The following is a 23,732-nucleotide window of genomic DNA, read 5'->3' as shown; positions in this document are numbered from 1 at the left end:
GGACGAAGGCGCCCAGCGTCTCCCCGCGCCGCGCGCGGGTCAATGCGCAGCGCCGCATCGGCGGATGCGACCTTGGTCTAGGTCGGCGCGCGGTGCGTGCGCGCGGTCACAGCCAGCGGGCGCGCTTGAACATGCGGTACAGCACAGCGCACACCAGCGCGACCGCGCCGATCAGGGTCCAGTAGCTCCAGCGTCCCGCCAGCTCGGGCATGTGGGTGAAGTTCATGCCGTACCAGCTGGCGATCAGCGTCGGCGCGGCCAGCAGCGCCGCCCACGCGCCCAGCCGCTTGACCACTTCGCCCTGGCGGACCGTCACCAGCGACAGGTTGACGCTGACCGCGGCGGTCAGCATCTCGCGCAGCGTGTCGGTCGCCTCGTTGATGCGTACGGCGTGGTCGAGCACGTCGCGCATGTACAGCTGGATCTCGTCGTCGATCAGCCCGGTGCGCAGCCGCGTCAGCTGGCCGAGGATGTCCTGCAGCGGCGTCACCGCCATGCGCAGCCGGGTCAGCTCGCGCTTGAGGTCGTACAGCTTGCGCACGGTGTCCTTGCGGAACTCCTCGGCGAACACGTCCTGCTCGAGCGCGTTCAACGCGTGGTTGAACTCGTCGACGATCGGCATGAAGTTGTCCATCACCAGGTCGAGCACCGCGTACAGCGCGGCCCCGGGGCCGTGCGTCAACAGCTCCGTCTCGCGCTCCATGCGCGCGCGTGCCGGGGCGTAGCTGGTCGACGCGCCGTGGCGGACCGTCACCAGGTAGCGCGGTCCGACGAACAGGTGGGTCTCGCCGAACCGGATGTGGCTGTCGACCGACTGCGCGGTGTGGATGGCGATGAACAGCGAGTTTCCGTAGGCCTCGATCTTCGGGCGCTGGTGCGCATTGTGCGCGTCCTCGACGGCCAGGTCGTGCAGGCCGAACTCCTCCTGCAGCACGTCGAGGATCGCCTCGGCCGGCTCGTAGAGCCCGACCCACACGAAGCTGCCGTCGTCGACGGCGAGCACGTCGCTGATCTGCTCGAGGCTGATGTCGCGGCGCTGGCCGTCGCGGGTATAGGCGGCGCAGTTGACGACGCATTGCGGAACGGTAGGGGCGACGTGCGGGGCGGGCTGGCTCATGCGTCGCATCGTGCCCGCCGCCGCGGCGCGCGGCAATGATCAGCGCCGGCGCAGCGCGGTCCAGATCCCCGCGTGGATGGGGACGAGCAGGGCGATCCAGTGCGCGTTGCGCTGCGGCAGCACCGGCAGCCAGTGCGCGAACATGCCGAGCAGCGCCAACACCGCGACGGTGCCGAGCAGCACGTGGAACACGCGGCCGGCGGCGCGGCCACGCGCGATGCGCCAGCCGCCCGGCAGCAGCGCCCACGCCAGCGGGCTGGCGAGCCACAGGTTGTGGTTGGCCCATGCAAAGCGGTGCTCGGTGCCGAACCACAGGAACAGCATCAGCGCGCCGAGCACGCCGCACAGCGTCCAGAACGGCAGCGCAAGCGACGCGACCAGCCGCGGCCGGCGCGCCCCGGCAAACGCCAGCGCGGTGCCGATCGCCGCGCCCCACAGGGCCCACAGCGGCCACTGGCGCGGCGCGTCGTCGGGCTCTGGCCCCAGCCGATGCGGCAGCAGCGCCTGCTCGTCGACGACCACCGGCTGGCCCTGCCGGTCGCGCGCCTCGCGCAGTGCGGTCGCCAGGCGCATCGGCACGAACGACTCGGCCCACAGCGGCTGCGGCACGTCCGCCGCCGGCCCCAGGCCGAAATCGAAGCCCAGCGCCATCCACGGCGCGGGCGAGGCGAGGCGGACCGCTTCGCTGCGGAACGTGCTGCCCTGCGAGCGTCCCTCGGTCTGCCGGCGCAGCGCGCCGCCGAGCGCGCGATCGAGCGCGTCGCGCACGCGGGTCGAGCAGTTGTCGAGGAAGTAGTCGTAGCGGTACTGGGCGTTCTCGGGGCGCGCGTTCTCGGCCAGCGCCGCCGCGAGCTCTCGGGCCTCGTCCGCGGGCAGCGCGAGCCACTGCATCGTCACGCCGCGGCCGGTGTCACGGTAGTAGGCGAGGTCCTGCTCGAGCGGCAGCGCGACGAGCCGGTAGCGCATGTCGCCGCGGACGAAGCGCGACACGAAGTCCGGCTCGCCGGGATCGAAGAAGCCGAAGTTGTACGAGGTGGCCGCGCCGGTCTCTTCGTCGACCACGACGATCGCGTTGTGGCCAAAGCGCTCCCAGAAGATCTCGCCGGGCTGCATCGTCGCCACGCCGATGCGCGGGGCCGCCGATGCAACCGTGGCGAACAACAGGCACGCGACCGCCAGCAGCCAACGCAGGCCGCGACGCTGCCGGCGCACGGCCGGAGCCGCGTCAGGCATCGCCGAGCACGCCGACGTGGAAGGCGTGCACGCGGCGCGCGTCGGCGCCGGAGACGCGGAACACGAAGCGCCCGAGCGTCAGTTCCTCGCCGGCCTCGGGCAGGTGGCCGATCGCGGCGGTGATCAGTCCGCCGATCGTGTCGTACTCGTCGTCGTCGAAGTCGGCGCCGAAGCGCTCGTTGAAGTCGCCGATCGGGGTCAGCGCGTCGACCACGAACACACCGTCGGCCTGCGCCGCGATCAGGGCGTTCGGATCCTCGGCGTCGTCGTGCTCGTCGTCGATCTCGCCGACGATCTGCTCGAGCACGTCCTCGATGGTCAGCAGGCCGGAGACGCCGCCGTGCTCGTCGATCACGATCGCCATGTGGTTGCGCGACTGGCGGAACTCGCGCAGCAGCACGTCCAGGCGCTTGGATTCGGGGATCAGCACCGCCGGGCGCAGCAGCTCGTGCACGGTGCCCGGCCCGTTGTCGGCGACCACGCCGCGCAGCAGGTCCTTGGCCAGCAGGATGCCGAGCACCTGGTCCTTGTCGTCGCCGTGCACCGGGAAGCGCGAGTGCCCGGACTCGACGACCATCTTCATCAGGTCGAGGAAGCGCGCGTCGGCCGGCAGCGACACCATCTGCGCGCGCGGGATCATCACGTCGCCGACGGTCAGGTCGGACACGGCGATCGCGCCTTCCATCATGCGCAGGGTGTCGGACGCGATCAGGCCGTCGGACTGCGCGTCGCGCAGCAGTTCGACCAGGTCCTCGCGGGTGGTGGGCTCGCCCGAGAGGGCGGAGCTGATGCGTTCCAGCCAGGAGCGACGCTCGGGGGCGTGGCGTTCGGCGGCGGCGTGACTACTGTCGTCCTCGGACATGGGGTTCGCGACACGCCCGGGGGGAAGGGCGGCGGCGGAAGTCTAGCGCGTCGGGGGGAGGGGGCGGTGAACCGCCCCGGGTCCCGGGGCGCTCAGGCTTCGATGTAGGGGTCGTCGATGCCCATCGAGGCCAGGATTTCGCGTTCGAGCTGCTCCATGCACAGCGCGTCCTTCTCGTCCTCGTGGTCCCAGCCGAGCAGGTGCAGGGCGCCGTGCACGGTCAGGTGGGCGTAGTGCTCGGCCAGCGGCTTCTTCTGCTCGCGGGCCTCGCGGGCGACCACCGGCGCGCACAGCACCACGTCGCCCAGCAGCGGCAGGTGCACGCCTTCCGGCAGGCCTTCGGGCATCTCGGCCGGAAAGCTCAGCACGTTGGTCGCGTAGTCCTTGCCACGGTAGTGGCGGTTGAGGGCCCGGCCCTCCTTGGCGCCGACGATGCGCACGGCCAGGTCGGCCTCGCGGATCCGGCTGTCGAGCGCGGCGGCGACCCACTTGCGGAAGCTGACGGCAGACGGGATGCCCTTGCGCGGCACCGCGTAGGTGACGCTGACGTCGAGGCGGACGGGTCCTACGGTCATGGGCGTGGTCTCGCGGGTGCTCTCGTTCGGGTGCATGCGCCGGCGCTGCCGGCGATCTCAGGCTGCCGGGCCGGTCTGCGCGTCGACGGCGTCGCGCGCGTCGTAGGCGTTGACGATGCGCGCGACCAGCGGGTGGCGGACCACGTCGCGGGACTCGAAGAAGGTGAAGCTGATGCCGTTGACGTTGCGCAGCACGTCGAGCGCGTCCTTGAGGCCGGACTTCTGGTGCTTCGGCAGGTCGACCTGGGTCAGGTCGCCGGTGACCACCGCGGTGCTGCCGTAGCCGATGCGGGTCAGGAACATCTTCATCTGCTCGATCGTCGTGTTCTGCGCCTCGTCGAGGATCACATACGCGTCGTTAAGCGTCCGTCCGCGCATGTAGGCCAGCGGCGCGATCTCGATGACGTTCTTCTCCAGCAGCTTGACGACCTTCTCGACGCCGAGCATTTCGTACAGCGCGTCGTACAGCGGGCGCAGGTACGGGTCGACCTTCTGGGTCAGGTCGCCGGGCAGGAAGCCGAGCTTCTCGCCGGCCTCGACTGCCGGTCGCACGAGGATCAGGCGCTGCACGCGCGAGTCGTTGAGCGCCTCGACCGCGCTGGCGACGGCCAGGAAGGTCTTGCCGGTGCCGGCCGGGCCGATGCCGAAGTTGATGTCGTGGGTGGCGATCGCGTGCAGGTACTTCGCCTGGTTCGCGCCGCGTCCGCGGATCGTGCCGCGCTTGACCCGGATGGCCACCTCCTGCGGTTCGACTTCCTCGTCGACGACGCGCTCGGCATCGGCCTCGGTCAAGCGCAGGTGCACGGCCGGCTCGGTCAGGGTCTCGGTTTCGGCATCGCGCCACAGCTGGCGCACCAGGCGTTCGGTCGTGTTGACCGCGTCGGGCGGACCGACAATGCGGAACACGTTGCCGCGGCTGGCGATCTCCACGCCGAGCCGAAGCTCGATCAGCCGCAGGTGGCCGTCGAACGGGCCGGCAAGGTTGGCCAGGCGTTCGGCGTCGGCGGGGTCGAGGGTGAATTCCGAGGTCGTGCGGGCGGGCATCGGCGGGGCGTTCAACGGGCCCGCCAGCTTGCACGCGGGGGGTGTTTTTCGCAAAGTCGACGGTTCACGTCGACCGGGGGAGTTCGATGCATCAGATTCGTGCCATTGCGCCGTGGCTGGCGATTCCGCTGATGCTCGCGGCCACGGCCGTGACGGCTGCGTCAAATCAGCGGGTGACGGTGCTGACGGCCGCGCGCATCCACACGATGGATCCGGCGCAGCCGCGCGTCGAGGCGCTGGCGTACGACGACGCCGGCACGGTGGTCGCTGTCGGCACGCGCGAGGCCCTGGCGGCGCGCTATCCGGATGCGTCGCGGCTCGACGTCGGGGCGTCGACGGTGGTCCCCGGGCTGATCGACGCCCACGGCCACGTCGAAGGGCTGGGGTACACCAAGCTGCGCGTCGACCTGGTCGGCGCCCGGAGCAAGGACGAAGTGCTCGCGCGCCTGCGCGCATTCGCCGCGCAGCTGCCAGCGGGCGCGTGGCTGCTGGGGCGGGGCTGGGACCAGAACGACTGGCCCGAGCAGCGGTTTCCGACCGCGGCCGACCTCGACGCGGCGTTTCCCGACCGGCCGGTGTGGCTCGAGCGCGTCGACGGGCATGCCGGCTGGGGCAACCGCGCGGCGATGGCGGCGGTGAAGCGCGACCTCACCGGCGACTGGCAGCCCGACGGCGGGCGAATCGAGCGCGACGCGCAGCGGCGCCCGACCGGCGTGTTCATCGATGCCGCGATGGCGCTGGTCGATGCCGTGGTACCGCCGCCCGACGAGGCGACCGCCGAGCGCGCGCTGGTGCTGGGCATGCAGGAGGCCGTCGCGCACGGGCTGACCGGCGTGCACGACATGGGCGTGTCGCTGGCGGCGCTGCAGCGCTACCGACGGCTGGCCGATCGCAATGCGATGCCGCTGCGGATCAATGCGCTCGCCGATGGCGACAGCGCGGCCTTCGCGTGGCTGTGCGAGAACGGGGCATACGCGCATCCGCGCGGCCGCCTGCAGATGCGCGCCGTCAAGCTGTACGTCGACGGCGCGCTCGGCAGCCGCGGCGCGGCGATGCTGGAGCCGTACAGCGACGACCCCGCCAACCGCGGCCTGCTGCTGATGCAGCCCGACGCTCTCATGCGCATCGCCGCGCGTGGCAAGGCGTGCGGCGTCCAGCTGGCGACCCACGCGATCGGCGACCGCGGCAACCGCGACGTGCTCGATGCGTATGCGGTCGCGCTCGCGAACGGCGCCGGTGACCACCGCTGGCGGATCGAACACGCCCAGGTGCTCGCCCCGGCCGACATCGGAAAGCTCGCGCCGCTGGGCGTGATCGCGTCGATACAGCCCACCCACGCGACCAGCGACATGCCGTGGGCGCAGGAGCGGGTCGGCGCGGAGCGGATCCACGGCGCCTACGCCTGGCGCCAGCTGCGCGACCGCGGCGCGCGACTGGCGCTGGGTTCGGATTTCCCGGTCGAGTCGGTCGATCCGCGCCTGGGGCTGTATTCGGCCACCACGCGCGCCGACGCCGCCGGCCAGCCGGTCGGCGGCTGGGGGCCGGAGGAAAAGCTCACCGCGTTCGAGGCGCTGCGCGGGTTCACCGTCGATGCGGCGTACGCCGGGTTCGCCGAGGACCGCGTCGGCAGGCTCGCCGTGGGCAAGCGCGCGGACTTCGTCGTGCTCGCGCAGGACCCGCTGGCGATCGAGCCGGCGGCGCTGCGCTCGCTGACGGTGCAGGCCACGTACGTCGACGGTGAGGCCGTCTACCGCGCCGACGCCAAGTAATCCCGCGGGTTCGTCCCGCTGCGCGGTGGCGCGACGGACTTCGCCTGCGGCGCTGCTAACGAACCCGCGACTGTCGCCACGCGATCGCGGCGCCTGCGGCGGCGAGCAGCGCCGCGCCGACCCCCCACGCCAGCGCGGTCGCGTCCAGCGGTCCGCCGCGCATCACGCGCGCGACGACGCGCAGCGCGGCCAGCAGGGCCAGCGCGCCGAACCACAGCGCCAGCGCATGGCGCGACCACCACCGCCGCGACCGACGGCTCTGCATGGTTCAGCCGGCGTCCGCGGTCAGCACGCGGCCGCGCAGCGAGTTGCTCATCGCCTCGGTGATCAGCACGTCGACGAACTGCCCGACCAGCCGGGCCGGGCCGGCGAAGTTCACCGAGCGCATGTTCTCGGTCTTGCCGGTCAGCTCGTTCGGGTCCTTGCGCGACGGGCCTTCGACCAGGACCGACTGCACGCTGCCGACCATCGCGTCGCTGATCCGCCGGGCGTTGGCGTTGATCGCGGCCTGCAGCCGCGACAGCCGCGCGTGCTTTTCCTCGCTGGACACGCTGTCCTCGAGGTCGGCCGCCGGCGTACCGGGGCGACGCGAGTAGATGAAGGAGAACGACTGGTCGAAGCCGACATCGTCGATCAGCTTCATCGTCTTGTCGAAATCGGCCTCGGTCTCGCCCGGGAAGCCGACGATGAAGTCCGACGACACCGAGATGTCCGGCCGCACCGCGCGCAGCTTGCGGATCTTCTGCTTGAACTCCAGCGCCGTGTAGCCGCGCTTCATCGCGCTGAGGATGCGGTCGCTGCCGGCCTGCACGGGCAGGTGCAGGTAGTTGGCGAGCTTGGGGACGTCGCGGTAGGCCTCGACCAGCGAGTCGGAGAACTCCAGCGGGTGCGAGGTGGTGAACCGGATCCGCCCGATGCCGTCGATCTCGGCGATCGCGCGGATCAGCAGGCCGAGGTCGGCCGCCTCGCCGTCGCCGAGCGGGCCGCGGTAGGCGTTGACGTTCTGGCCGAGCAGGTTGACCTCGCGCACGCCCTGCGCCGCCAGTTCGGCGACCTCGACCAGAACGTCCTCGAACGGCCGGCTGATTTCCTCGCCGCGGGTGTAGGGCACCACGCAGAACGAGCAGTACTTGCTGCAGCCCTCCATGATCGACACGAACGCGCTCGGCCCCTCGGCCCGCGGCTCGGGGAGGCGGTCGAACTTCTCGATCTCGGGGAAGCTGATGTCGACCTGCGGCCGCCCGGTGTCGCGCCGGGCCTGGATCAGCTCGGGCAGGCGGTGCAGGGTCTGCGGGCCGAAGACCAGGTCCACGTAGGGTGCCCGCTTGACGATCGCCTCGCCTTCCTGCGACGCCACGCAGCCGCCGACGCCGATCACCACCGGGCGGCCGCCCTGCTTGAGCGCCTTCCATCGGCCGAGCTGGCTGAACACCTTCTCCTGCGCTTTTTCGCGGATCGAGCAGGTATTGATCAGGATCACGTCGGCTTCTTCGGCGTTCTGCGTGATCTCGAGGCCATCGCTGGCGGCCAGCACGTCGGCCATCTTGGCCGAGTCGTACTCGTTCATCTGGCAGCCGTGGGTCTCGATGAACAGCTTGCCGCGCGGGGTGGAAACGCTTGGGGGCGCGGCGCGCGCGGGGGCGTCGGGGCTGGCGGTGTCGGTCATGGCGGTCTCGTCCGGGAGGCGCGGTGGTTAGTCCGGGCCGGAAGGGCGCGCAGTGTAGCGCGGGGCGGCCGGACGGTGACCCGGTTCGCGTTTGCAGATCAAGGACTTGGCATTCACACCAAACACGAGGGACACTCGCCGCCATGAGGGGGAGCGCAACGCTGCTGGGGATCGCCTGCCTGCTGGCCTTCGGCTCGGCGACGGCGGGCACCGTGTACCGCTGCGACACCGCCGATGGCGGCCGCAGCTACAGCAGCAAGCGCACCAAGGGTGCCCAGTGCACCGCGGTCAGCCAGTACCGCGCCGAGCGCCCTCGCGCCCCGGTCTCGTACTCGTCCCCGGCCCCGGCCCCGGTGCAGGCACCCGCTGCCGGGCAGGCCGTCGGCAGCGCCGCGCCGCCGAGCCCGGTGGCCGGTTCGCCGGCCATGGTCGAGACCGTGTCCACGCCGGCCGCGTCCGCGCCGTCCGGTGGCGGTGCGCGCCGGCTGGTGCAGGGCCAGGTGTACTCGTACATCAAAGACGGCGTGCGCCACTACACGAGCCGCAAGCCGGTCGGGGTCGCCAACGCGACCGCGATGCGCACCATCCGCTACAGCTACATGGAAACGTGCTTCGCGTGCGGGGCGCAGCCGGGCGTCAACTTCGGCAAGATCCGGTTGAACACGGACGCGTACCGCAACGAGATCGCGGCGGCGGCCAACGAGTTCGGGGTCGACGAGGCCGTCGTGCGGGCCATCATCCACGCCGAATCGGCGTTCAACCCCAATGCGCTGTCCCGGGTCGGCGCCCAGGGCCTCATGCAGCTGATGCCGGCAACCGCCAAGCGGTTCGGCGTCGGCAACGCGTTCGAGCCCAGCCAGAACATCCGCGGCGGCGTGCGCTACCTCGCGTGGCTGCTGAAGCGGTTCAAGGGTGACCTGACCCTGGCCGCGGCCGGCTACAACGCCGGTGAGGGCGCGGTCGACAAGTACCGGGGCGTGCCCCCGTACAGCGAGACCCAGCGCTACGTGGTCCGCGTCGCGCAGCTTGCCGAGCGCTACCGCGGCGTCTCCACCGCCACGCGTTGACCGTATCTGCGGGGGCCCGTGTCCGGGTCGGCGGTGCGCCGGATTGTCGCGCCAGTGACGCTTCCGTTAAACTTCGCCGTCTTTGAGCCGCCTGACGCCCCTCCGGGCGCCCTCGGTGCGGACGAACCCTGAATTCAACGCTTTGCGGAGTGCCGGATGGCCAACCAAGGGGTCAATGATCCTGTCAACCAGGGCCGCCGTCGGTTCCTGACCGGGACCACGGTAGTGGTCGGCGCCGTCGGCGCCGGCATTGCGGCCGTGCCGTTCATCAAGTCGTGGAGCCCGAGCGCGCGCGCCAAGCTCGCCGGCGCCCCGGTGATCGCCGACATCAGCGCGCTGGCCGAAGGTCAACGCCTGATCGTCGAATGGCGCGGCCAGCCGATCTGGATCGTCAAGCGGTCCAAGGCCGTGCTCGCCGCGCTTCCGACCCTCGACGCCCAGCTCAGCGACCCGAAGTCCGACAACAAGGACCAGCAGCCGGCCTACATCAGCGGCGAACTGCGCTCGATCAAGCCCGAGGTGTCGGTGCTGGTCGGCCTGTGCACGCACCTGGGCTGCTCGCCGGAGATGAAGGCCGAGATCCGGCCCGAGCCGTTCGACAGCGAGTGGAAGGGCGGGTACTTCTGCCCCTGCCACAAGTCGAAGTTCGACATGTCCGGCCGCGTCTACTCGGGCGTGCCTGCGCCGACCAACCTGGTCGTGCCGCCGCACCACTATGCCGACGACAACACCTTGGTGATTGGCGTCGATCCCACGAACGCCCCGGGAGCTGCATAAGCCATGGCAAGCATCATCACCCGCGGAGCCACCTCCGTGATGGACTGGGTCAACGCGCGCGCACCGGCTCTGATGCCGATGTACCGCAAGCACATGACCGAGTACTACGCGCCGAAGAACTTCAACATCTGGTACATCTTCGGCGTGCTGTCGCTGGTCGTGCTGGTCAACCAGATCGTCACCGGCATCTTCCTGACGATGCACTTCAAGCCGTCGGCGGCCGAAGCGTTCGCGTCGGTCGAATACATCATGCGCGACGTGGAGTGGGGCTGGCTGATCCGCTACATGCACTCCACCGGCGCGTCGATGTTCTTCATCGTCGTCTACCTGCACATGTTCCGCGGCCTGATGTACGGCTCGTACCAGAAGCCGCGCGAGCTGGTGTGGATCCTCGGCATGCTGATCTACCTGGTGCTGATGGCCGAGGCGTTCATGGGCTACGTGCTGCCGTGGGGCCAGATGTCGTTCTGGGGCGCCAAGGTGATCATCTCGCTGTTCGGCGCTATCCCGGTCATCGGCAACGGCCTGACCGAGTGGATCATGGGCGACTACCTGCCCGGCGACGCCACCCTCAACCGCTTCTTCGCGCTGCACGTCATCGCGATGCCGCTGGTCCTGCTGCTGCTGGTCGTGCTGCACCTGGGCGCGCTGCACGAGGTGGGGTCGAACAACCCCGACGGCGTCGACATCAAGAAGGTCAAGGGCAACCGCTGGGACGCGAACAAGCCGGCTGACGGCATCCCGTTCCACCCGTACTACACGGTCAAGGACCTGGTCTTCGTCGGCTTCTTCCTGATGCTGTCGGCGTTCGTGATCTTCTTCGCGCCGGCGTTCGGCGGCTGGTTCCTCGAGCACGACAACTTCACCGAGGCCAACCGCCTGGTGACGCCGGCCCACATCAAGCCGGTGTGGTACTACACGCCGTACTACGCGATGTTGCGCGTGATCCCGGACAAGCTTGGCGGCGTCATCGTGATGTTCTCGGCGATTGCCGTGCTGTTCGCGGTGCCGTGGCTCGACCGCAGCCCGGTGCGCTCGCACCGCTACCGCGGCTGGATGACCAAGGTCGCGCTCGGCGTGCTGGCGGTGTGCTTCGTGTGGCTCGGCAAGATCGGCGCCGGCCCCGGCACCGACCCGGTCGAGACCCAGATCGGCCGCGTGCTGACCTTCCTCTACTTCGCCTTCTTCTTCACCATGCCGCTGTGGACCAAGCTCGACAAGACCAAGCCGGTGCCGGAACGGGTGACTATGCATGACTAACCTGACGCCCGCCTCCGACCAGACCAAGGCCGCCCCGATGCAGTCCCTGCGCAAGCTTGCCGTGTTCGCCGCCGGCGTCCTCGTGTCGTTCTCGGCCCTCGCGGCCGGTGGCGGCGACGTGATGCAGTCGGGCGTCGACCTCGACGACCGCGCCTCGCTGCAGCGCGGCGCAAAGCTGTACATGAACTACTGCTCGGGCTGCCACTCGCTGAAGTACCTGCGCTATTCGCGGATCGGCGAGGACCTGGGCCTCAGCGAGGCCGAGGTGATGGCGAACCTCAACTTCACTGGCGCCAAGTTCGGCGAGCAGGTGCAGGTGAGCATGACCGAGGCGCAGGGCGCCCAGTGGTTCGGCAAGCTCCCGCCGGACCTGTCGCTGATCTCCCGCGTGCGCGGCAGCGACTGGATCTACACCTACCTCAAGTCGTTCTACCTCGACGAGTCGCGTCCGCTGGGCTGGAACAACAAGCTGTTCCCGAACGCGTCGATGCCGAACCCGCTGTGGGAGCTGCAGGGTTTGCAGCACGCCGAGTTCGGCGAGCCGGACAAGGCCACCGGCGAACGTCCGGTCAACGCGCTGAAGGTCACCCAGGCCGGCACGCAGGACGCCCAGGCGTTCGACCAGACCGCGCGCGACATCACCGCATTCCTCGAGTACGCCGGCGAACCTGCCGCCCTGAAGCGCCAGAGCCTCGGCGTGTGGGTGATCCTGTTCCTGGCGGCCTTCACGTTCCTCGCCTGGCTGTTGAAGACGGAATACTGGCGCGACGTGGAGCACTGAGCCCGACCCGGAATCCGGCGCCCCTGAGGCGCCGGATTTTTGCCATCCGGTCCCGCGATGCGGGCCGGGCGGGGACACGGGTGCGGCTCGAGGCCGTGATGACTGCCCACACGGGGTGGGTGGCGTCTTGCGTCCGGCGGATTCCGGGCGCTGGAGAGGTCGATGATGGCGGCGAGTCCACGTATGCGTAATGCCCTGACCCTGTTCTCGTCCACCGATTGCGTGCTTTGCCACCGCGTGCGGCTGGTGCTCGCGGCCAAGGGCGTGACCTACGACCTGATCGCGGTCGATCCGCAGAACCCGCCGGAAGACCTGATCGACCTCAACCCGTACCACTCGGTGCCGACTATGGTCGAGCGCGACCTGGTCCTGTACGCGGCCAGCGTCGTCAGCGAATACCTCGACGAGCGCTACCCGCATCCGCCGCTGATGCCGGTCGATCCGCTGTCGCGTGCCCGGCTGCGCCTGGCGATGCTGCGCCTCGAACACGACTGGGTGCCGCAGGTGCAGGCGATCCAGCTCGGCAACAAGGCGCAGGCCGAAGCCGGGCGCAAGCGCCTGAAGGAACTGCTGACCGCGTCGGTGCCGCTGTTCAAGGCCAGCAAGTTCTTCCTCAATCCGGAAATGAGCCTGGCCGACTGCGCGATGGCGCCGATCATCTGGCGGCTCGACGCGCTCGGCGTGCCGATGCCGAAGGACGGCAAGGCGATCGAGGACTACGGCAACCGCATCTTCCGCAACCCGGGCTTCACCCGCAGCCTGACCGAGCAGGAGCGCAAGCTGCGCGACCTGCCGGCCTGACGCCTGCAACCGCCCGCCCGAGCGCGCCCGGCCACGCGGCCGGGCGCTAGACTGTCGGCATGTCAGACGATGCGACCCCGATGACCAGCCACCGCCCGTACCTGCTGCGGGCGCTGTACGAGTGGATCGTCGACAACGGCATGACCCCGCACCTGCTGGTGGACGCCACGCGTCCGGCGGTCCGCGTCCCGGTTCACGCCGTGAAAGACGGGCGCATCGTGCTCAACGTCGCCGAGCGCGCGGTGTCGCATCTGGACATGGGCAACGACGTGATCCGCTTCAGCGCGCGCTTCGGCGGGGTCAGCCACAACGTGTCGGTCCCGGTCGGCGCGGTGCTTGCCATCTACGCGCGCGAGACCGGTCAGGGCATGGCGCTGCCGGAGGACATGCCGGCTGGCAGCACCGAGCCGGGCCTCGGTGACGACGACGGGGTCGAGGGGGACGTCGAGGTCGAGATCAACCGGCCGTCGCTCGCGGTCGTGCCGACGTCGAACGGCGACGTCGACGTTGACGGGGACAGCGACAGCGACGGTCCCGACGATCCCGACACGCCCACGCCGCGACGCGGCGGGCACCTGCGGATCGTCAAGTAGGCGGCACCGAAACGCTCGCCGCACCGCGGGCGTCTTGACCGCGAGGTCGCGGTGCGGCCGGCTAGTGCAGCCGGACCGGCGCGGCCGTAACGGGTCCGCTGAAGGCCACAAGCCGTTCCCCACGCAGGACCAGGCGACCCACGTGGCGGTCCTCGCCGTCGATCGAGTAGTCGAAGCGGAACGTCCGCTCGAACCCGAGCCAGCCGCTGTCGTGCCGGCACAGGCGCAGCCCGATCGCGTGCACGCTCTGGTCGAGCCACTGCACGCCGGCGGCGCGGCACGCATCGCGTCCCACGGCTTCAGCGCGCTCGGCCGCGGCGCGACCCGCGCTCCAGAATGCGAACGCCATCGCAGACACGATCATCACGATTACTAGAGTCGGCATGCAGCTACTGTGGCGACGCGCCGGGCCGTCCGCAAGGCTCGCCGCGCCCTATCAACTCCCGCATCGAGTACCCAATGAAGCTTGTCTTCCCCGGTGGCGAACACCCGCAAGTGCTGCTCGGGCCCGGCGTCAGCCGCATCGGCTCGGACCCCAACGCGACGATCGTACTCGACCGCCCCGGCGTGATGCCCGACCACTGCCAGCTGCACGTCACCGCGCACGGGGTGATGCTGGAGGCGCCGCGTGGCACGTCGGTCAGCGTCAACGGGCGCGCGGTCGATGGGCTGATCGCGCTGCGCGCGGGCGACACGGTGTCGTTCAACAGCGTGCAGGCCAAGCTCTCGTCGCTGGAGGCGGTGGCCGCGGTGCGCCACCAGGCCGGCGCGCCGGGGAAGGTGCCGGCCTCGGCCAACGACGACCCCGGCGTCACCGCGGTCCGCACGGTGCTGCCGCGCTACGTTCTGCGCTGTCTGTCGGGCGAGTCGTTCGGCCGCAGCTTCCCGCTGCACGGCGTCACGCTGGTGGGCCGGGCGCCCGAATGCGCCATGCGCTTGGACGAGGCGGGCATCTCGCGGATGCACGCACGGCTGCTGCCGACCGACGAGGGCGTGCAGCTCGAGGACCTCGGCTCGACCAACGGCAGCTTCATCAACGAGCGCCGCGTACTTCGCGGCGAGGTGCGGGTGGGCGACGAGATCGGCTTTGACGCCCTGCGCTTCCGGCTGGTCGCATCGCTGCAGAACGAACACGCCCCGGTCGAGCCGGAAACGCAGGCGGCGCGCGCAGGACAGGCGGCGCGCGAGTGGCGCTGGATCATTGCCGGTGCCGCCGTGGTCGTTGCGGCGCTGATCGCCTGGATCGTGCTCTGATCGCGGCGTAACGGGGGGGTGCCCGAGCGGCTAGGCCGTCGGCGGCGGCCCCAGTTTCAGCGACAGGTCGATCGCGTGGACGTGCTTGGTCAGGCCGCCGATCGAGATGCAGTCGACCCCGTCCTCGGCGATCGCGCGGACGCCGGCGAGGTCGACACCGCCGGACACTTCCAGCGGAATGCGCCGCGCGTACGGCGCGCCGGATGCGATCGCCACCGCTTCACGGCGTGTCGCCGGGTCGAAGTCGTCGATCAGGATGCGCTCGCAGCCGGCGTCGAGCGCTTCGCGCAGCTGGGCAAGCGTCTCCACTTCGACGATCAGCGGGAGCGTCGGGTGCATCGCGCGCGCGGCGCGGATCGCACCGGTCAGCGAGCCCGCCGCGCGGACGTGGTTTTCCTTCAGCATCACCGCGTCGTACAGACCGATGCGGTGGTTGGCGCCGCCGCCGACGCGCACGGCGTACTTCTGCGCGAGCCGCAGCCCCGGCAAGGTCTTGCGGGTGTCGAGGATGGTCGCGCCCGTACCACGCACGGCCTCGACATAGGCCGCCGTCGTCGTCGCCGTGCCCGAGAGGGTCTGCAGGAAATTCAACGATGCGCGCTCGGCGCTGACCAGGGCACGCGCGCGGCCCTGCAGCGTCGCCAGCACCGTGCCGCGGGCGACGCGGGCGCCCTCGGCAACGCGCCATTCAATGCGCACCTCGGGGTCGAGCGCGCGGTGGCAGGCATCGAACCACGGCCGCCCGCACACGACCGCATCCTCCTTGCACAGCAGGTACGCGTTGTCGGCGATGTCCGGCAGCAGCGCCGCGGTGACGTCGCCACTGCCGAGGTCCTCGGCCAGCGCGCGCGCGACGTCGACGGACACCTGCTCGCTCGGTGGGGGCAGGATCTGCATCGCCGCGCTCACGCCGACGGAAAGCCGTCGATCTGCGCGGTCGCGATCGCATCCTCGCCGAGCAGCACCGGGATGCCGTCGTCCACCCGGTAGACGGTCTTGCGATCGCGCGTAACGAGCGCTTCGGCGATCGCGTCGGCCTGCGGGCTGCCGTCGCCGCGGACCACGCCGCCGGCCGCGATCGCGGCGTTGACCGCCTCCAGGCCGCGCGTGTCGAGCAGCGAAAGCGACTGGCGGGTGAGGGGGCAGACGAGCAGGTCGAGCAGCTTGCGATCCATGGGGCCGTGCCGGGGTCGTGGGGCAGGGCGCTAGAATACGGCTTTGCGCCAAAGGGCCACCAATGTCCGCACCCGCTTCCGGTTCTCACGGCTCGGCCGAGCCGCTCGTCGGCATCGTCATGGGCTCGCGTTCGGACTGGGACACGATGCAGCACGCGGCGGCCCGGCTCGACGCGCTCGGCGTGCCGCACGAGGTGCGCGTCGTGTCGGCCCACCGCACGCCCGACCTGCTGTTCGACTATGCCGAATCGGCGGCCGCGCGCGGACTGCGCGCGATCATCGCCGGCGCCGGCGGCGCGGCGCACCTGCCGGGCATGCTGGCGGCCAAGACCGCAATCCCGGTGCTGGGCGTGCCGGTGCAGAGCAAGGCGCTCAACGGCATGGATTCGCTGCTGTCGATCGTGCAGATGCCCGCGGGCATTCCAGTGGCGACGTTCGCCATCGGCACGGCCGGCGCGGCCAATGCCGGCCTGTTCGCCGCGTCGCTGCTGGCGCACGACCACCCGGCGATCGCCGCTGCGCTGGCCGCTTTCCGCAAGCGTCAGACCGACGACGTGCTCGCGCACGACGACCCACGCGTGCCGCAGCCGGGCAGCCCCGCGTGACCACCGTCGGCATCCTCGGGGGCGGCCAGCTCGCCCGGATGATGGCGCTGGCGGGCGCGCCGCTCGGCCTTCGCTTCCTGGTGATGGACAACGTCGCCGATGCCTGCGCGGGCCAGTTCGCGCCGATGGTGATCGGCGACTACCGCGACGAGACGGCGCTGGCGGAGTTCGCTTCGCGCGTCGACGTGGCGACCTTCGATTTCGAGAACGTGCCGGCCGAGTCGGCGCAGTGGCTCAGCGAGCGGGTGTCGGTGTTCCCGAACCCGCGCGCGCTGGCGATCGCGCAGGACCGGCTGGCGGAAAAGACGCTGTTCCGGGAGCTCGGCATTCCGGTCCCCGAGTTCGCCGCGATCGATACGCGCGAGGGCCTCGACGCCGCGATCGCCGCCATCGGCACGCCGTGCATCCTCAAGACCCGGCGCCTGGGCTACGACGGCAAGGGCCAGTTCCGGATTCGCACGGCCGACGATGCCGTCGCGGCGTGGGACGCGCTCGGCGCGCAGGCGGCGACGGTCGGGCTGATCCTCGAGGCGTTCGTGCCGTTCGAGCGCGAGCTGTCGGTGGTCGCCGTGCGCGGCCGCGATGGCGAGCTGCGCACCTGGCCGCTGACCGAGAACTGGCACGTCGACGGCGTGCTGTCCGCCAGCCTGGCGCCGGCGCGGGTCGACGCGTCGCTCGCCGCGTCTGCGCAAGCGCATGCCCGCGCGCTGGCGGAGTCCCTCGACTACGTCGGCGTGTTCGCGCTGGAGCTGTTCTGCCGCGACGGCGTGCTGCTGGCGAACGAGCTGGCCCCGCGCGTGCACAACTCCGGGCACTGGACGATCGAAGGCGCGCAGACCAGCCAGTTCCAGAACCACCTGCGCGCGGTGCTCGGGCTGCCGCTCGGCGACACCGCGGCGATCGGCCACGCCTGCATGCTGAACTGGGTTGGGTCTATGCCGGACCCGGCTCCGGTGCTGCGCGAGCCCGGTGGCCACTGGCACGACTACGGCAAGTCGCCGCGCGACGGGCGCAAGGTCGGGCACGCTACGTTGCGCGCGGACCGCCCGCGGGATCTGGCGGACGCGCTTGGGCGGGTGGGCGCCGGCCTGCGGCGAGCGGACCAGGTCGCGCCGGTGATTGCCGCATTGGCGGCTGGCCGCTAGCCACCGGGGAACGGGCGGATCGCGCAAAGCAAAACGGCCGGGGTTGCCCCGGCCGTTTTGCTGTCGGTCGCCGTGCGCGATCAGCGCATGTTCGACGCAACGAAGTCCCAGTTGACCAGGTTCCAGAACGACTCGACGTACTTCGGCCGCGCGTTGCGGTAGTCGATGTAGTACGCGTGCTCCCACACGTCGCAGGTCAGCAGCGGGGTGTCGTCGCCGGTCAGCGGCGTGGCCGCGTTCGACGTGCTGACCAGCGCCAGCGAGCCGTCCGGGCGCTGCACCAGCCAGCCCCAGCCCGAGCCGAACGTGCCGACGGTGACCTTGGTGAACTCTTCCTTGAACTTGGCGAAATCGCCGAACGCCTTGTTGATGGCGTCGGCCAGCTTGCCGGTCGGCTCGCCGCCGCCGTTGGGCTTCAGGCAGTTCCAGTAGAACGTGTGGTTCCAGATCTGCGCGGCGTTGTTGAAGATGCCGCCCTGCGACTTGCGGATGATGTCCTCGAGCGGCATGTCGGCGAACTCGGTGCCGCCGATCATGTTGTTGAGGTTGGTCACATAGGCCTGGTGGTGCTTGCCGTAGTGGAAGTCGATCGTTTCGCCCGAGATGTGCGGCTCGAGGGCGGTGCGGTCGTAGGGCAGGGCGGGCAGTTCGATGGCCATGTCGGGTTCCTTGGCGGTCCGGAGCGTTACGGGGGAGCGCTGGAGCGGGCCGGTGACCCGCGGCTGCGCTGGGAGAAGGCTTACAATGGGCATTCTATCCCCACACCCCGTCGCGCCGCGTCGAAGCCGGCGCAACGCGTCATTGCAGGAGCGTTCCATGTCGTCTGTGCTTGAGCGGATCCAGGCGGAAGTCGAGAGCCATCCGATCGTGTTGTTCATGAAGGGCACCGCGCAGTTCCCGATGTGCGGCTTCTCAAGCCGCTCGGTGCAGGCGCTGAAGGCGGCCGGTGCCACCCAGCTGCACACGATCAACGTGCTGGAGGACCCGGAGATCCGCGCCAACCTGCCGCGCTACTCGAACTGGCCGACGTTCCCGCAGCTCTTCATCCACGGCGAGCTGATCGGCGGCTGCGACATCACGATGGAGCTGTTCGAATCCGGCGAGCTGGCGCGGATGATCAGCGAGACCCAGACGCAGTAATGGCCGAGGTCGCGATGGGCGCATCCGACGCCCCTCGGCCGCTGGCCGGCCGCGTGGTGCTGGTCACCGGCGCCAACGGCGGGCTGGGCTCGGCCGCGGCCCAAGCCAGCGCCGGCGCCGGCGCCACCGTGGTCCTGCTCGGTCGCAAGGTTGCGAAGTTGAACCGGGTTTACGACGCGATCGCGGCGAACGGTTCGGAGCCGCTGCTCTATCCATTGGACCTCGAGGGCGCATCGGCCGACGACTACGCCGAGCTCGCCTCGCGCATCGACGCCGAGCTCGGCCGCCTCGACGGCCTGCTGCACTGCGCCGCCGACTTCGCCGGACTGACCCCCCTGCTGCAGACCGACCCGGCCGCGTTCGCGCGGGCCGTGCACGTCAACCTGACCGCCCCGTGGTGGCTGACGCAGGCGCTGCTGCCCCTGCTGTCGCGCGCACCGGATGCGGCCGTGGTGTTCACCGTCGACGACCCCGAGCGGGTCGGGCGCGCGTACTGGGGCGGCTACGGCGTGGCGCACCACGGGCTGGCCGGCCTGGTGTCGACCCTGCATGCTGAGCTGGCCAACTCCACCGTGCGCGTCGCCGGCCTGCGTCCGGGCCCCATGCGCACGCCGCTGCGCGCGCGCGCGTATGCCGACGACGCCGATCGCAGCGCCCGCGACGCGGCACTCTATGCGCCGGCCTGCGTCCGCCTGCTGTCGGCCGCCGGTCGGGAGCACCGCGGCCAGATCTGGACCCCGGCGCCCTGAGCGGCTGCCCCGAACGGACCCGCCATGACCATCGCCTCGGCCGCCCTGCTGCTGTTCCTGATCCTGGACCCGCTCGGCAACGTGCCGGTGTTCCTGAGCCTGCTGCGCGGGCTGCCGGCGCGCCGGCAGCGGATCATCATCGCCCGCGAGCTGCTGATCGCACTCGGCGTGCTGATGCTGTTCCTGTGGGCCGGCAAGTACGCGCTCGAGCTGATGCACCTGCGCCAGGAATCGGTGTCGATCGCCGGCGGCATCGTGCTGTTCCTGATTGGCATCCGGATGATCTTCCCGCCGCCGGAAGGGTTGATGGGCGAGATCCCGGACGGTGAGCCCTTCATCGTGCCGATGGCAATCCCGCTGGTGGCCGGCCCGTCCGGGATGGCGGCGGTGATGCTGATGGGCAGCAAGGACCCGGATCGGCTGGGCGACTGGAGCTTGGCCCTGCTGATCGCGTGGGGCGCGACCGCGGCGATCCTGTTTTCAGCCACCTTCCTCTACAAGTGGCTCGGCACCCGCGTCCTGACCGCGGTCGAGCGGCTGATGGGCATGCTGCTGGTCGCCATCTCGGTGCAGATGTTCCTCGACGGGCTGGGCACCTACCTGCAGATATCGCCGCCCTGAGGCCCGCTGGTCGGCGGGCAGTGAACCCAGGGGCGTGCAAGCGGCCCCGGGGCAAGGGAAGGCCCTGCGGGCTAAACGAGACAGGTCTCAGGAATTTGTCAGACGTCACAGACCTGCAACATCCGGGGCCTAGGCTGTTAAACTGCTGTTAACCCGGGGGCGACGCATGCCGGCCGGGTCAGGGGCAATTCCAGATCGTCGGTGGGGCCGGATGCGCGGTCGTGCCGGCTAATGCATTCCACGCACCGAGGCCTTCGCAATGACCCACCCGAATCGTGTCCGGATGTCCAAGCTCACGCTGGGACTCCTCGCCGCTCTTGCCACCGCACCGGTGTTCGCGCAGCAGACCTCCGCCGGCGTTGCCGGTCGCGTCGTCGGCGCCGACGGCCAGCCGGTGGCTGGCGCTGAAGTCACCATCGTGCACACCGAGTCCGGCACGGTGAGCCGCGCCGTCACCGGTGCGGACGGTCGGTACAACGCCCGCGGCCTGCGCGTCGGCGGTCCGTACACGATCACCAGCACCAAGGCCGGCGCCGGCACCGCCGCGCAGGAAGGTGTCTACCTCAACCTCGACAAGGTCAACGAAGTCGACGTCGCCCTGCGCAACGACGTGACCACGCTCGAGTCGGTCCAGGCCATCGCCTACGGCGGCTCGGAAGTGTTCAGCGCCACCAAGATCGGCGCCGGCAGCAACGTGACCCGCGAGCAGATCGACGCCTTCCCGTCGATCGAGCGGAACCTGCAGGACTACGCCCGCCTCGACCCGCGCGTGTCGCAGACCGACAAGTCGCGCAACGAGATTTCGGTCGGCGGCCAGAACCCGCGCTACAACGCGATCCGCGTCGACGGCATCAGCACCAACGACAGCTTCGGCCTGGAGTCCAACGGCCTGCCGACGCCGAAGCAGCCGTTCTCGATGGACGCCATCGACGAAATCTCGGTCGACGTCGCCAACTATGACGTCACCATCTCCGGCGGCACCGGCGGCGTGATCAACGCGGTCACCAAGTCCGGCACCAACCAGTTCCGCGGCTCGGTGTACGGCCTGTACCGCGACAACTCGATGGTCCGCAAGAACGAGAACGGCACCGACTTCTCGGGCTTCGAGGACGACACCACCTACGGCCTGACCGTCGGCGGCCCGCTGATCAAGGACAAGCTGTTCTTCTTCTTCAACTACGAGAAGAGCGAACTCGGCGCCCCGGGCCCGACGTTCGGCCCGGTCGGCTCCGGCGCGTCGAACATCGTCGGCATCACCGACGCCGACATCCAGCGCGTGCGCACGGCGGCGTCGGGCTACGGTTTCGACGCCGGCAGCTTCGGCGTCGGCGGCGCCGACACGACCAGCGAGGAGTACGGCCTCAAGATCGACTGGAACATCACCGACAGCCAGCGCCTGAGCGTGCGCTATGGCACGTCCGACCAGAGCGTGGCGGTGTTCCCGGGCTTCAGCGGCACCAACATCGCGCTGAGCACCTACGACTACCAGCGCGACTTCGAGTTCGACACCTACACCGCGCAGCTGTTCAGCGACTGGACCGACAGCTTCTCGACCGAAGCGAAGATCTCCCGCCGCGACTATTCGGCCGTGCGTACGCCGAAGGGCGACCTGCCGGCCATCTCGGTCCGCATCGGCAACAACTTCCTGAACTTCGGTACCGAAGAGAACACGCACGCCAACATCCTCGAGACCGAGACGCTCAACGCGTTCTTCGCCGGCAACCTGTTCCTCGGCGACCACACGATGAAGTTCGGCTTCGACTACGAAGACAACGACATCTACAACCTGTTCGGCCGTCGCATCAATGGTGCGTACACGTTCAACAGCATCGCCGACTTCGAGAACGGCCGCCCGAGCCGCTACCAGCTGTTCTATCCGGCCAACGGCAACCTCGACAACATGGCCGCGATCTGGGGCCTGAAGAACCTCGGCGTGTTCGTGCAGGACACCTGGGCGGTCAACAGCAACCTGACCCTGACCTTCGGCCTGCGCTATGACAAGCCGATGGTCGACAGCGAGCCGACCTACAACGCCGCCGCGTCGACGTTCACCGGGTTCGACAACAGCGCGACGATCGACGGCAACGACCTGGTGCAGCCGCGCTTCGGCTTCAACTACACCTTCGACAGCGATCGCCCGAGCCAGCTGCGCGGCGGCGTCGGCCTGTTCCAGGGCGCGTCGGCGAACGTGTGGCTGTCGAATCCGTTCACCAACACCGGCTTCGGCTACACCGACTACTTCTTCTCGACCGGCCTGGCCGGCCCGTGCCCGGGCGGTACGATCGCCCAGCCGCGCTGCTTCGACCCGGACCGCGCCGACCAGATCAACCTGATCCCGCCCGGCGCCCGCGCCGGCACGCAGTCGGTCGACTTCGTCGACCCGGCGCTGGGCCAGCCGTCCGTGTGGAAGGCCAACCTCGCGTTCGACACCGAGCTGCCGTGGTGGGGCGTCGTTGCCGCCACCGAGCTGGTGCTGACCTCGGTCAAGGAAGGCATCTACTACGAGCAGCTGAACCTGGGTGGCCCGACCCGCGTCGGCCAGGACGGTCGCCTGCTGTACTGGAACACCGCCGGCTACAACCGCGCCAACTTCAACCAGGCCGGCACCGCGTCGGGCGGCGCCAGCGGTCGCGCGCTGCGCAACACCGCGTTCAACGACCTGCTGATCGCGCGTCCGACCAACAAGGGCGAGTCGCAGCAGCTCACGTTCTCGCTCAACAAGCCGTTCGGCGACAGCGACTGGACCTGGCTGCTGGCATACACGTACACCAACGCCACCGAGGCCAGCGCGCTGACCAGCTCGACGTCCGGCTCGCAGTGGGGCAACGCGAACACGTTCAACCCGAACGAGAACGTGGCCGCGCGCTCGTCGTACGAGATCCGCGACCGCTTCACCGCGGCGATCAGCTGGAAGCACGCCTTCTTCGGCAACTACAACACCACCGCCTCGATGTTCTATGAGGGCCGCTCGGGCCGTCCGTACAGCTACGTGTTCGACAACGACGCCAACGGCGACAACCGTGCGGGCAACGACCTGCTGTACATCCCGACCGGTCCGGGCGACGTGCTGTTCGGCTCGCCGGCCGAAGAGGCCGCGTTCTGGAACTACGTCAACGGTGACGAGTACCTGAGCGCGAACCGCGGCCGCGTGGCCGAGCGCAACGGCGCCCGCGCCCCGTGGGTGAACCAGTTCGACATGCGCATCTCGCAGGAGCTGCCGGGCTTCATGTCGGGCCACAAGTCCGAGATTTGGCTGGACATCCTCAACGTCGGCAACCTGATCAACAAGGATTGGGGCAAGATCGAGGAGGTCGCGTTCCCGGGCAGCTTCGGCGTCGTCGAGTACGGCGGCATCGACCCGGCGACCGGCAAGTACGTCTACCGCTTCAACACGCCGGACACCACCCGCATCTACGACGACCGCGGCATCTCGCGCTGGTCGCTGCAGGTGGGTTTCCGCTACAAGTTCTGATCTGCGCCAACGATCCGGAACATGGG

The 23,732-nt window shown here is 69.9% G+C and carries 25 protein-coding genes; 14 read left to right on the top strand and 11 right to left on the bottom strand.

Features of this window, described 5'->3' with window-relative positions; genetic code table 11:
- Positions 1–106: 106 nt before the first annotated feature.
- From D3A60_RS11230 to D3A60_RS11210, 5 genes are all read right to left on the bottom strand, one after another.
- Positions 107–1,126 (bottom strand): magnesium and cobalt transport protein CorA, encoded by a 1,020-nt coding sequence (locus D3A60_RS11230; RefSeq protein ID WP_119718735.1) that lies wholly within the window; start codon positions 1,124–1,126, stop codon positions 107–109.
- Positions 1,127–1,156: 30 nt separating this feature from the next.
- Positions 1,157–2,350, bottom strand: coding sequence for a lipoprotein N-acyltransferase Lnb domain-containing protein (locus D3A60_RS11225; RefSeq protein ID WP_119718734.1), 1,194 nt, complete (start codon positions 2,348–2,350; stop codon positions 1,157–1,159).
- Positions 2,343–3,212 carry an HlyC/CorC family transporter gene (locus tag D3A60_RS11220; protein ID WP_119718733.1) on the bottom strand — a complete coding sequence of 290 codons (870 nt, stop codon included), beginning with the start codon at positions 3,210–3,212 and terminating at the stop codon, positions 2,343–2,345. Before D3A60_RS11220 ends, D3A60_RS11225 begins: the two co-directional genes overlap by 8 nt.
- A gap of 92 nt (positions 3,213–3,304) precedes the next feature.
- The gene (gene ybeY / locus D3A60_RS11215) at positions 3,305–3,787 is read right to left on the bottom strand and encodes an rRNA maturation RNase YbeY (protein ID WP_119719092.1); all 483 of its coding nucleotides are present in this window, start codon (positions 3,785–3,787) and stop codon (positions 3,305–3,307) included.
- 57 nt (positions 3,788–3,844) lie between these two features.
- Positions 3,845–4,831, bottom strand: coding sequence for a PhoH family protein (locus D3A60_RS11210; protein ID WP_119719091.1), 987 nt, complete (start codon positions 4,829–4,831; stop codon positions 3,845–3,847).
- An 86-nt stretch (positions 4,832–4,917) separates the two neighbouring features.
- On the opposite strand from D3A60_RS11210, the gene D3A60_RS11205 reads away from it, so the two are divergent.
- Positions 4,918–6,600: an amidohydrolase gene (locus D3A60_RS11205; RefSeq protein WP_119718732.1), complete on the top strand. Its 1,683-nt coding sequence runs from the start codon at positions 4,918–4,920 to the stop codon at positions 6,598–6,600.
- Positions 6,601–6,655: 55 nt separating this feature from the next.
- Here D3A60_RS11205 and D3A60_RS11200 read toward each other — a convergent pair whose 3' ends face one another.
- The gene (locus D3A60_RS11200) at positions 6,656–6,865 is read right to left on the bottom strand and encodes a hypothetical protein (RefSeq protein ID WP_119718731.1); all 210 of its coding nucleotides are present in this window, start codon (positions 6,863–6,865) and stop codon (positions 6,656–6,658) included.
- Positions 6,866–6,868: 3 nt separating this feature from the next.
- On the bottom strand, positions 6,869–8,266 hold the full coding sequence (gene miaB, locus D3A60_RS11195) for a tRNA (N6-isopentenyl adenosine(37)-C2)-methylthiotransferase MiaB (protein ID WP_119718730.1): 1,398 nt from the start codon (positions 8,264–8,266) through the stop codon (positions 6,869–6,871).
- A gap of 143 nt (positions 8,267–8,409) precedes the next feature.
- Between miaB and D3A60_RS11190 the strand changes: the two genes are divergently transcribed.
- The 6 genes from D3A60_RS11190 to D3A60_RS11165 all read left to right on the top strand — a co-directional run bounded on the left by D3A60_RS11190 (position 8,410) and on the right by D3A60_RS11165 (position 13,545).
- Complete coding sequence (locus D3A60_RS11190; RefSeq protein ID WP_119718729.1) at positions 8,410–9,333, top strand: lytic transglycosylase domain-containing protein; 924 nt, start codon at positions 8,410–8,412, stop codon at positions 9,331–9,333.
- A 156-nt stretch (positions 9,334–9,489) separates the two neighbouring features.
- The gene (gene petA, locus D3A60_RS11185; RefSeq protein WP_119718728.1) at positions 9,490–10,110 is read left to right on the top strand and encodes a ubiquinol-cytochrome c reductase iron-sulfur subunit; all 621 of its coding nucleotides are present in this window, start codon (positions 9,490–9,492) and stop codon (positions 10,108–10,110) included.
- Between the two features lie 3 nt (positions 10,111–10,113).
- Positions 10,114–11,370 (top strand): cytochrome b, encoded by a 1,257-nt coding sequence (locus D3A60_RS11180; protein WP_119718727.1) that lies wholly within the window; start codon positions 10,114–10,116, stop codon positions 11,368–11,370.
- 37 nt (positions 11,371–11,407) lie between these two features.
- Entirely contained in the window at positions 11,408–12,151 is a 744-nt protein-coding gene (locus tag D3A60_RS11175) for a cytochrome c1 (RefSeq protein WP_119719090.1), read from the top strand.
- 165 nt (positions 12,152–12,316) lie between these two features.
- Positions 12,317–12,952 (top strand): glutathione S-transferase N-terminal domain-containing protein, encoded by a 636-nt coding sequence (locus D3A60_RS11170; protein ID WP_119718726.1) that lies wholly within the window; start codon positions 12,317–12,319, stop codon positions 12,950–12,952.
- Positions 12,953–13,011: 59 nt separating this feature from the next.
- Positions 13,012–13,545: a ClpXP protease specificity-enhancing factor gene (locus D3A60_RS11165; RefSeq protein ID WP_119718725.1), complete on the top strand. Its 534-nt coding sequence runs from the start codon at positions 13,012–13,014 to the stop codon at positions 13,543–13,545.
- Positions 13,546–13,606: 61 nt separating this feature from the next.
- Here the strand turns inward: D3A60_RS11165 and D3A60_RS11160 are convergent, their stop codons facing one another.
- On the bottom strand, positions 13,607–13,930 hold the full coding sequence (locus D3A60_RS11160; protein ID WP_119718724.1) for a DUF3301 domain-containing protein: 324 nt from the start codon (positions 13,928–13,930) through the stop codon (positions 13,607–13,609).
- Between the two features lie 74 nt (positions 13,931–14,004).
- Here D3A60_RS11160 and D3A60_RS11155 point away from each other — a divergent pair, with 74 nt between their 5' ends.
- A complete protein-coding gene (locus D3A60_RS11155) occupies positions 14,005–14,799 on the top strand; it encodes an FHA domain-containing protein (protein WP_119718723.1) in 795 nt (264 codons plus the stop codon).
- 30 nt (positions 14,800–14,829) lie between these two features.
- Here D3A60_RS11155 and nadC read toward each other — a convergent pair whose 3' ends face one another.
- Positions 14,830–15,696, bottom strand: coding sequence for a carboxylating nicotinate-nucleotide diphosphorylase (gene nadC, locus D3A60_RS11150; RefSeq protein WP_119719089.1), 867 nt, complete (start codon positions 15,694–15,696; stop codon positions 14,830–14,832).
- An 8-nt stretch (positions 15,697–15,704) separates the two neighbouring features.
- Entirely contained in the window at positions 15,705–15,974 is a 270-nt protein-coding gene (locus D3A60_RS11145) for a Trm112 family protein (protein WP_119718722.1), read from the bottom strand.
- Positions 15,975–16,036: 62 nt separating this feature from the next.
- Here D3A60_RS11145 and purE point away from each other — a divergent pair, with 62 nt between their 5' ends.
- Together purE and D3A60_RS11135 are read left to right on the top strand one after the other, a co-directional pair.
- On the top strand, positions 16,037–16,579 hold the full coding sequence (purE, locus tag D3A60_RS11140; protein ID WP_119718721.1) for a 5-(carboxyamino)imidazole ribonucleotide mutase: 543 nt from the start codon (positions 16,037–16,039) through the stop codon (positions 16,577–16,579).
- A complete protein-coding gene (locus tag D3A60_RS11135; RefSeq protein ID WP_119718720.1) occupies positions 16,576–17,724 on the top strand; it encodes a 5-(carboxyamino)imidazole ribonucleotide synthase in 1,149 nt (382 codons plus the stop codon). The genes purE and D3A60_RS11135 overlap by 4 nt, the downstream gene beginning before the upstream one ends.
- Positions 17,725–17,804: 80 nt before the next feature.
- Here the strand turns inward: D3A60_RS11135 and sodB are convergent, their stop codons facing one another.
- Entirely contained in the window at positions 17,805–18,383 is a 579-nt protein-coding gene (gene sodB / locus D3A60_RS11130) for a superoxide dismutase [Fe] (protein ID WP_119718719.1), read from the bottom strand.
- 157 nt (positions 18,384–18,540) lie between these two features.
- Here sodB and grxD point away from each other — a divergent pair, with 157 nt between their 5' ends.
- From grxD to D3A60_RS11110, 4 genes are all read left to right on the top strand, one after another.
- Positions 18,541–18,864, top strand: a complete 324-nt coding sequence (gene grxD / locus D3A60_RS11125) for a Grx4 family monothiol glutaredoxin (RefSeq protein WP_119718718.1) — start codon at positions 18,541–18,543, stop codon at positions 18,862–18,864.
- Positions 18,865–18,878: 14 nt separating this feature from the next.
- A complete protein-coding gene (locus D3A60_RS11120; RefSeq protein ID WP_407062781.1) occupies positions 18,879–19,613 on the top strand; it encodes an SDR family NAD(P)-dependent oxidoreductase in 735 nt (244 codons plus the stop codon).
- A gap of 24 nt (positions 19,614–19,637) precedes the next feature.
- On the top strand, positions 19,638–20,234 hold the full coding sequence (locus D3A60_RS11115; RefSeq protein ID WP_119718716.1) for a YhgN family NAAT transporter: 597 nt from the start codon (positions 19,638–19,640) through the stop codon (positions 20,232–20,234).
- Between the two features lie 259 nt (positions 20,235–20,493).
- A complete protein-coding gene (locus D3A60_RS11110) occupies positions 20,494–23,706 on the top strand; it encodes a TonB-dependent receptor (protein ID WP_119718715.1) in 3,213 nt (1,070 codons plus the stop codon).
- Positions 23,707–23,732: the final 26 nt, after the last annotated feature.

Origin of the sequence: Cognatilysobacter tabacisoli (genome assembly GCF_003586305.1) — a bacterium.
In the GTDB taxonomy this organism is placed as follows: Bacteria; Pseudomonadota; Gammaproteobacteria; order Xanthomonadales; family Xanthomonadaceae; genus Cognatilysobacter_A; species Cognatilysobacter_A tabacisoli.
This window is presented reverse-complemented; position numbering and strand designations above follow the sequence as displayed.

What these genes read in the sequence shown, in the direction of transcription:
- D3A60_RS11175 (WP_119719090.1), top strand. Translation starts at nt 11,408, where the DNA reads ATGCAGTCCCTGCGCAAGCTTGCCGTGTTCGCCGCCGGCGTCCTCGTG.
- nadC (WP_119719089.1), bottom strand. Translation starts at nt 15,696, where the DNA reads ATGCAGATCCTGCCCCCACCGAGCGAGCAGGTGTCCGTCGACGTCGCG.
- D3A60_RS11220 (WP_119718733.1), bottom strand. Translation starts at nt 3,212, where the DNA reads ATGTCCGAGGACGACAGTAGTCACGCCGCCGCCGAACGCCACGCCCCC.
- D3A60_RS11160 (WP_119718724.1), bottom strand. Translation starts at nt 13,930, where the DNA reads ATGCCGACTCTAGTAATCGTGATGATCGTGTCTGCGATGGCGTTCGCA.
- D3A60_RS11110 (WP_119718715.1), top strand. Translation starts at nt 20,494, where the DNA reads ATGACCCACCCGAATCGTGTCCGGATGTCCAAGCTCACGCTGGGACTC.
- petA (WP_119718728.1), top strand. Translation starts at nt 9,490, where the DNA reads ATGGCCAACCAAGGGGTCAATGATCCTGTCAACCAGGGCCGCCGTCGG.
- ybeY (WP_119719092.1), bottom strand. Translation starts at nt 3,787, where the DNA reads ATGACCGTAGGACCCGTCCGCCTCGACGTCAGCGTCACCTACGCGGTG.
- D3A60_RS11210 (WP_119719091.1), bottom strand. Translation starts at nt 4,831, where the DNA reads ATGCCCGCCCGCACGACCTCGGAATTCACCCTCGACCCCGCCGACGCC.
- D3A60_RS11225 (WP_119718734.1), bottom strand. Translation starts at nt 2,350, where the DNA reads ATGCCTGACGCGGCTCCGGCCGTGCGCCGGCAGCGTCGCGGCCTGCGT.
- grxD (WP_119718718.1), top strand. Translation starts at nt 18,541, where the DNA reads ATGTCGTCTGTGCTTGAGCGGATCCAGGCGGAAGTCGAGAGCCATCCG.
- miaB (WP_119718730.1), bottom strand. Translation starts at nt 8,266, where the DNA reads ATGACCGACACCGCCAGCCCCGACGCCCCCGCGCGCGCCGCGCCCCCA.
- D3A60_RS11205 (WP_119718732.1), top strand. Translation starts at nt 4,918, where the DNA reads ATGCATCAGATTCGTGCCATTGCGCCGTGGCTGGCGATTCCGCTGATG.
- D3A60_RS11180 (WP_119718727.1), top strand. Translation starts at nt 10,114, where the DNA reads ATGGCAAGCATCATCACCCGCGGAGCCACCTCCGTGATGGACTGGGTC.
- D3A60_RS11165 (WP_119718725.1), top strand. Translation starts at nt 13,012, where the DNA reads ATGTCAGACGATGCGACCCCGATGACCAGCCACCGCCCGTACCTGCTG.
- D3A60_RS11190 (WP_119718729.1), top strand. Translation starts at nt 8,410, where the DNA reads ATGAGGGGGAGCGCAACGCTGCTGGGGATCGCCTGCCTGCTGGCCTTC.
- D3A60_RS11115 (WP_119718716.1), top strand. Translation starts at nt 19,638, where the DNA reads ATGACCATCGCCTCGGCCGCCCTGCTGCTGTTCCTGATCCTGGACCCG.
- D3A60_RS11170 (WP_119718726.1), top strand. Translation starts at nt 12,317, where the DNA reads ATGGCGGCGAGTCCACGTATGCGTAATGCCCTGACCCTGTTCTCGTCC.
- D3A60_RS11145 (WP_119718722.1), bottom strand. Translation starts at nt 15,974, where the DNA reads ATGGATCGCAAGCTGCTCGACCTGCTCGTCTGCCCCCTCACCCGCCAG.
- D3A60_RS11120 (WP_407062781.1), top strand. Translation starts at nt 18,879, where the DNA reads ATGGGCGCATCCGACGCCCCTCGGCCGCTGGCCGGCCGCGTGGTGCTG.
- D3A60_RS11200 (WP_119718731.1), bottom strand. Translation starts at nt 6,865, where the DNA reads ATGCAGAGCCGTCGGTCGCGGCGGTGGTGGTCGCGCCATGCGCTGGCG.
- D3A60_RS11230 (WP_119718735.1), bottom strand. Translation starts at nt 1,126, where the DNA reads ATGCGACGCATGAGCCAGCCCGCCCCGCACGTCGCCCCTACCGTTCCG.
- D3A60_RS11155 (WP_119718723.1), top strand. Translation starts at nt 14,005, where the DNA reads ATGAAGCTTGTCTTCCCCGGTGGCGAACACCCGCAAGTGCTGCTCGGG.
- sodB (WP_119718719.1), bottom strand. Translation starts at nt 18,383, where the DNA reads ATGGCCATCGAACTGCCCGCCCTGCCCTACGACCGCACCGCCCTCGAG.
- purE (WP_119718721.1), top strand. Translation starts at nt 16,037, where the DNA reads ATGTCCGCACCCGCTTCCGGTTCTCACGGCTCGGCCGAGCCGCTCGTC.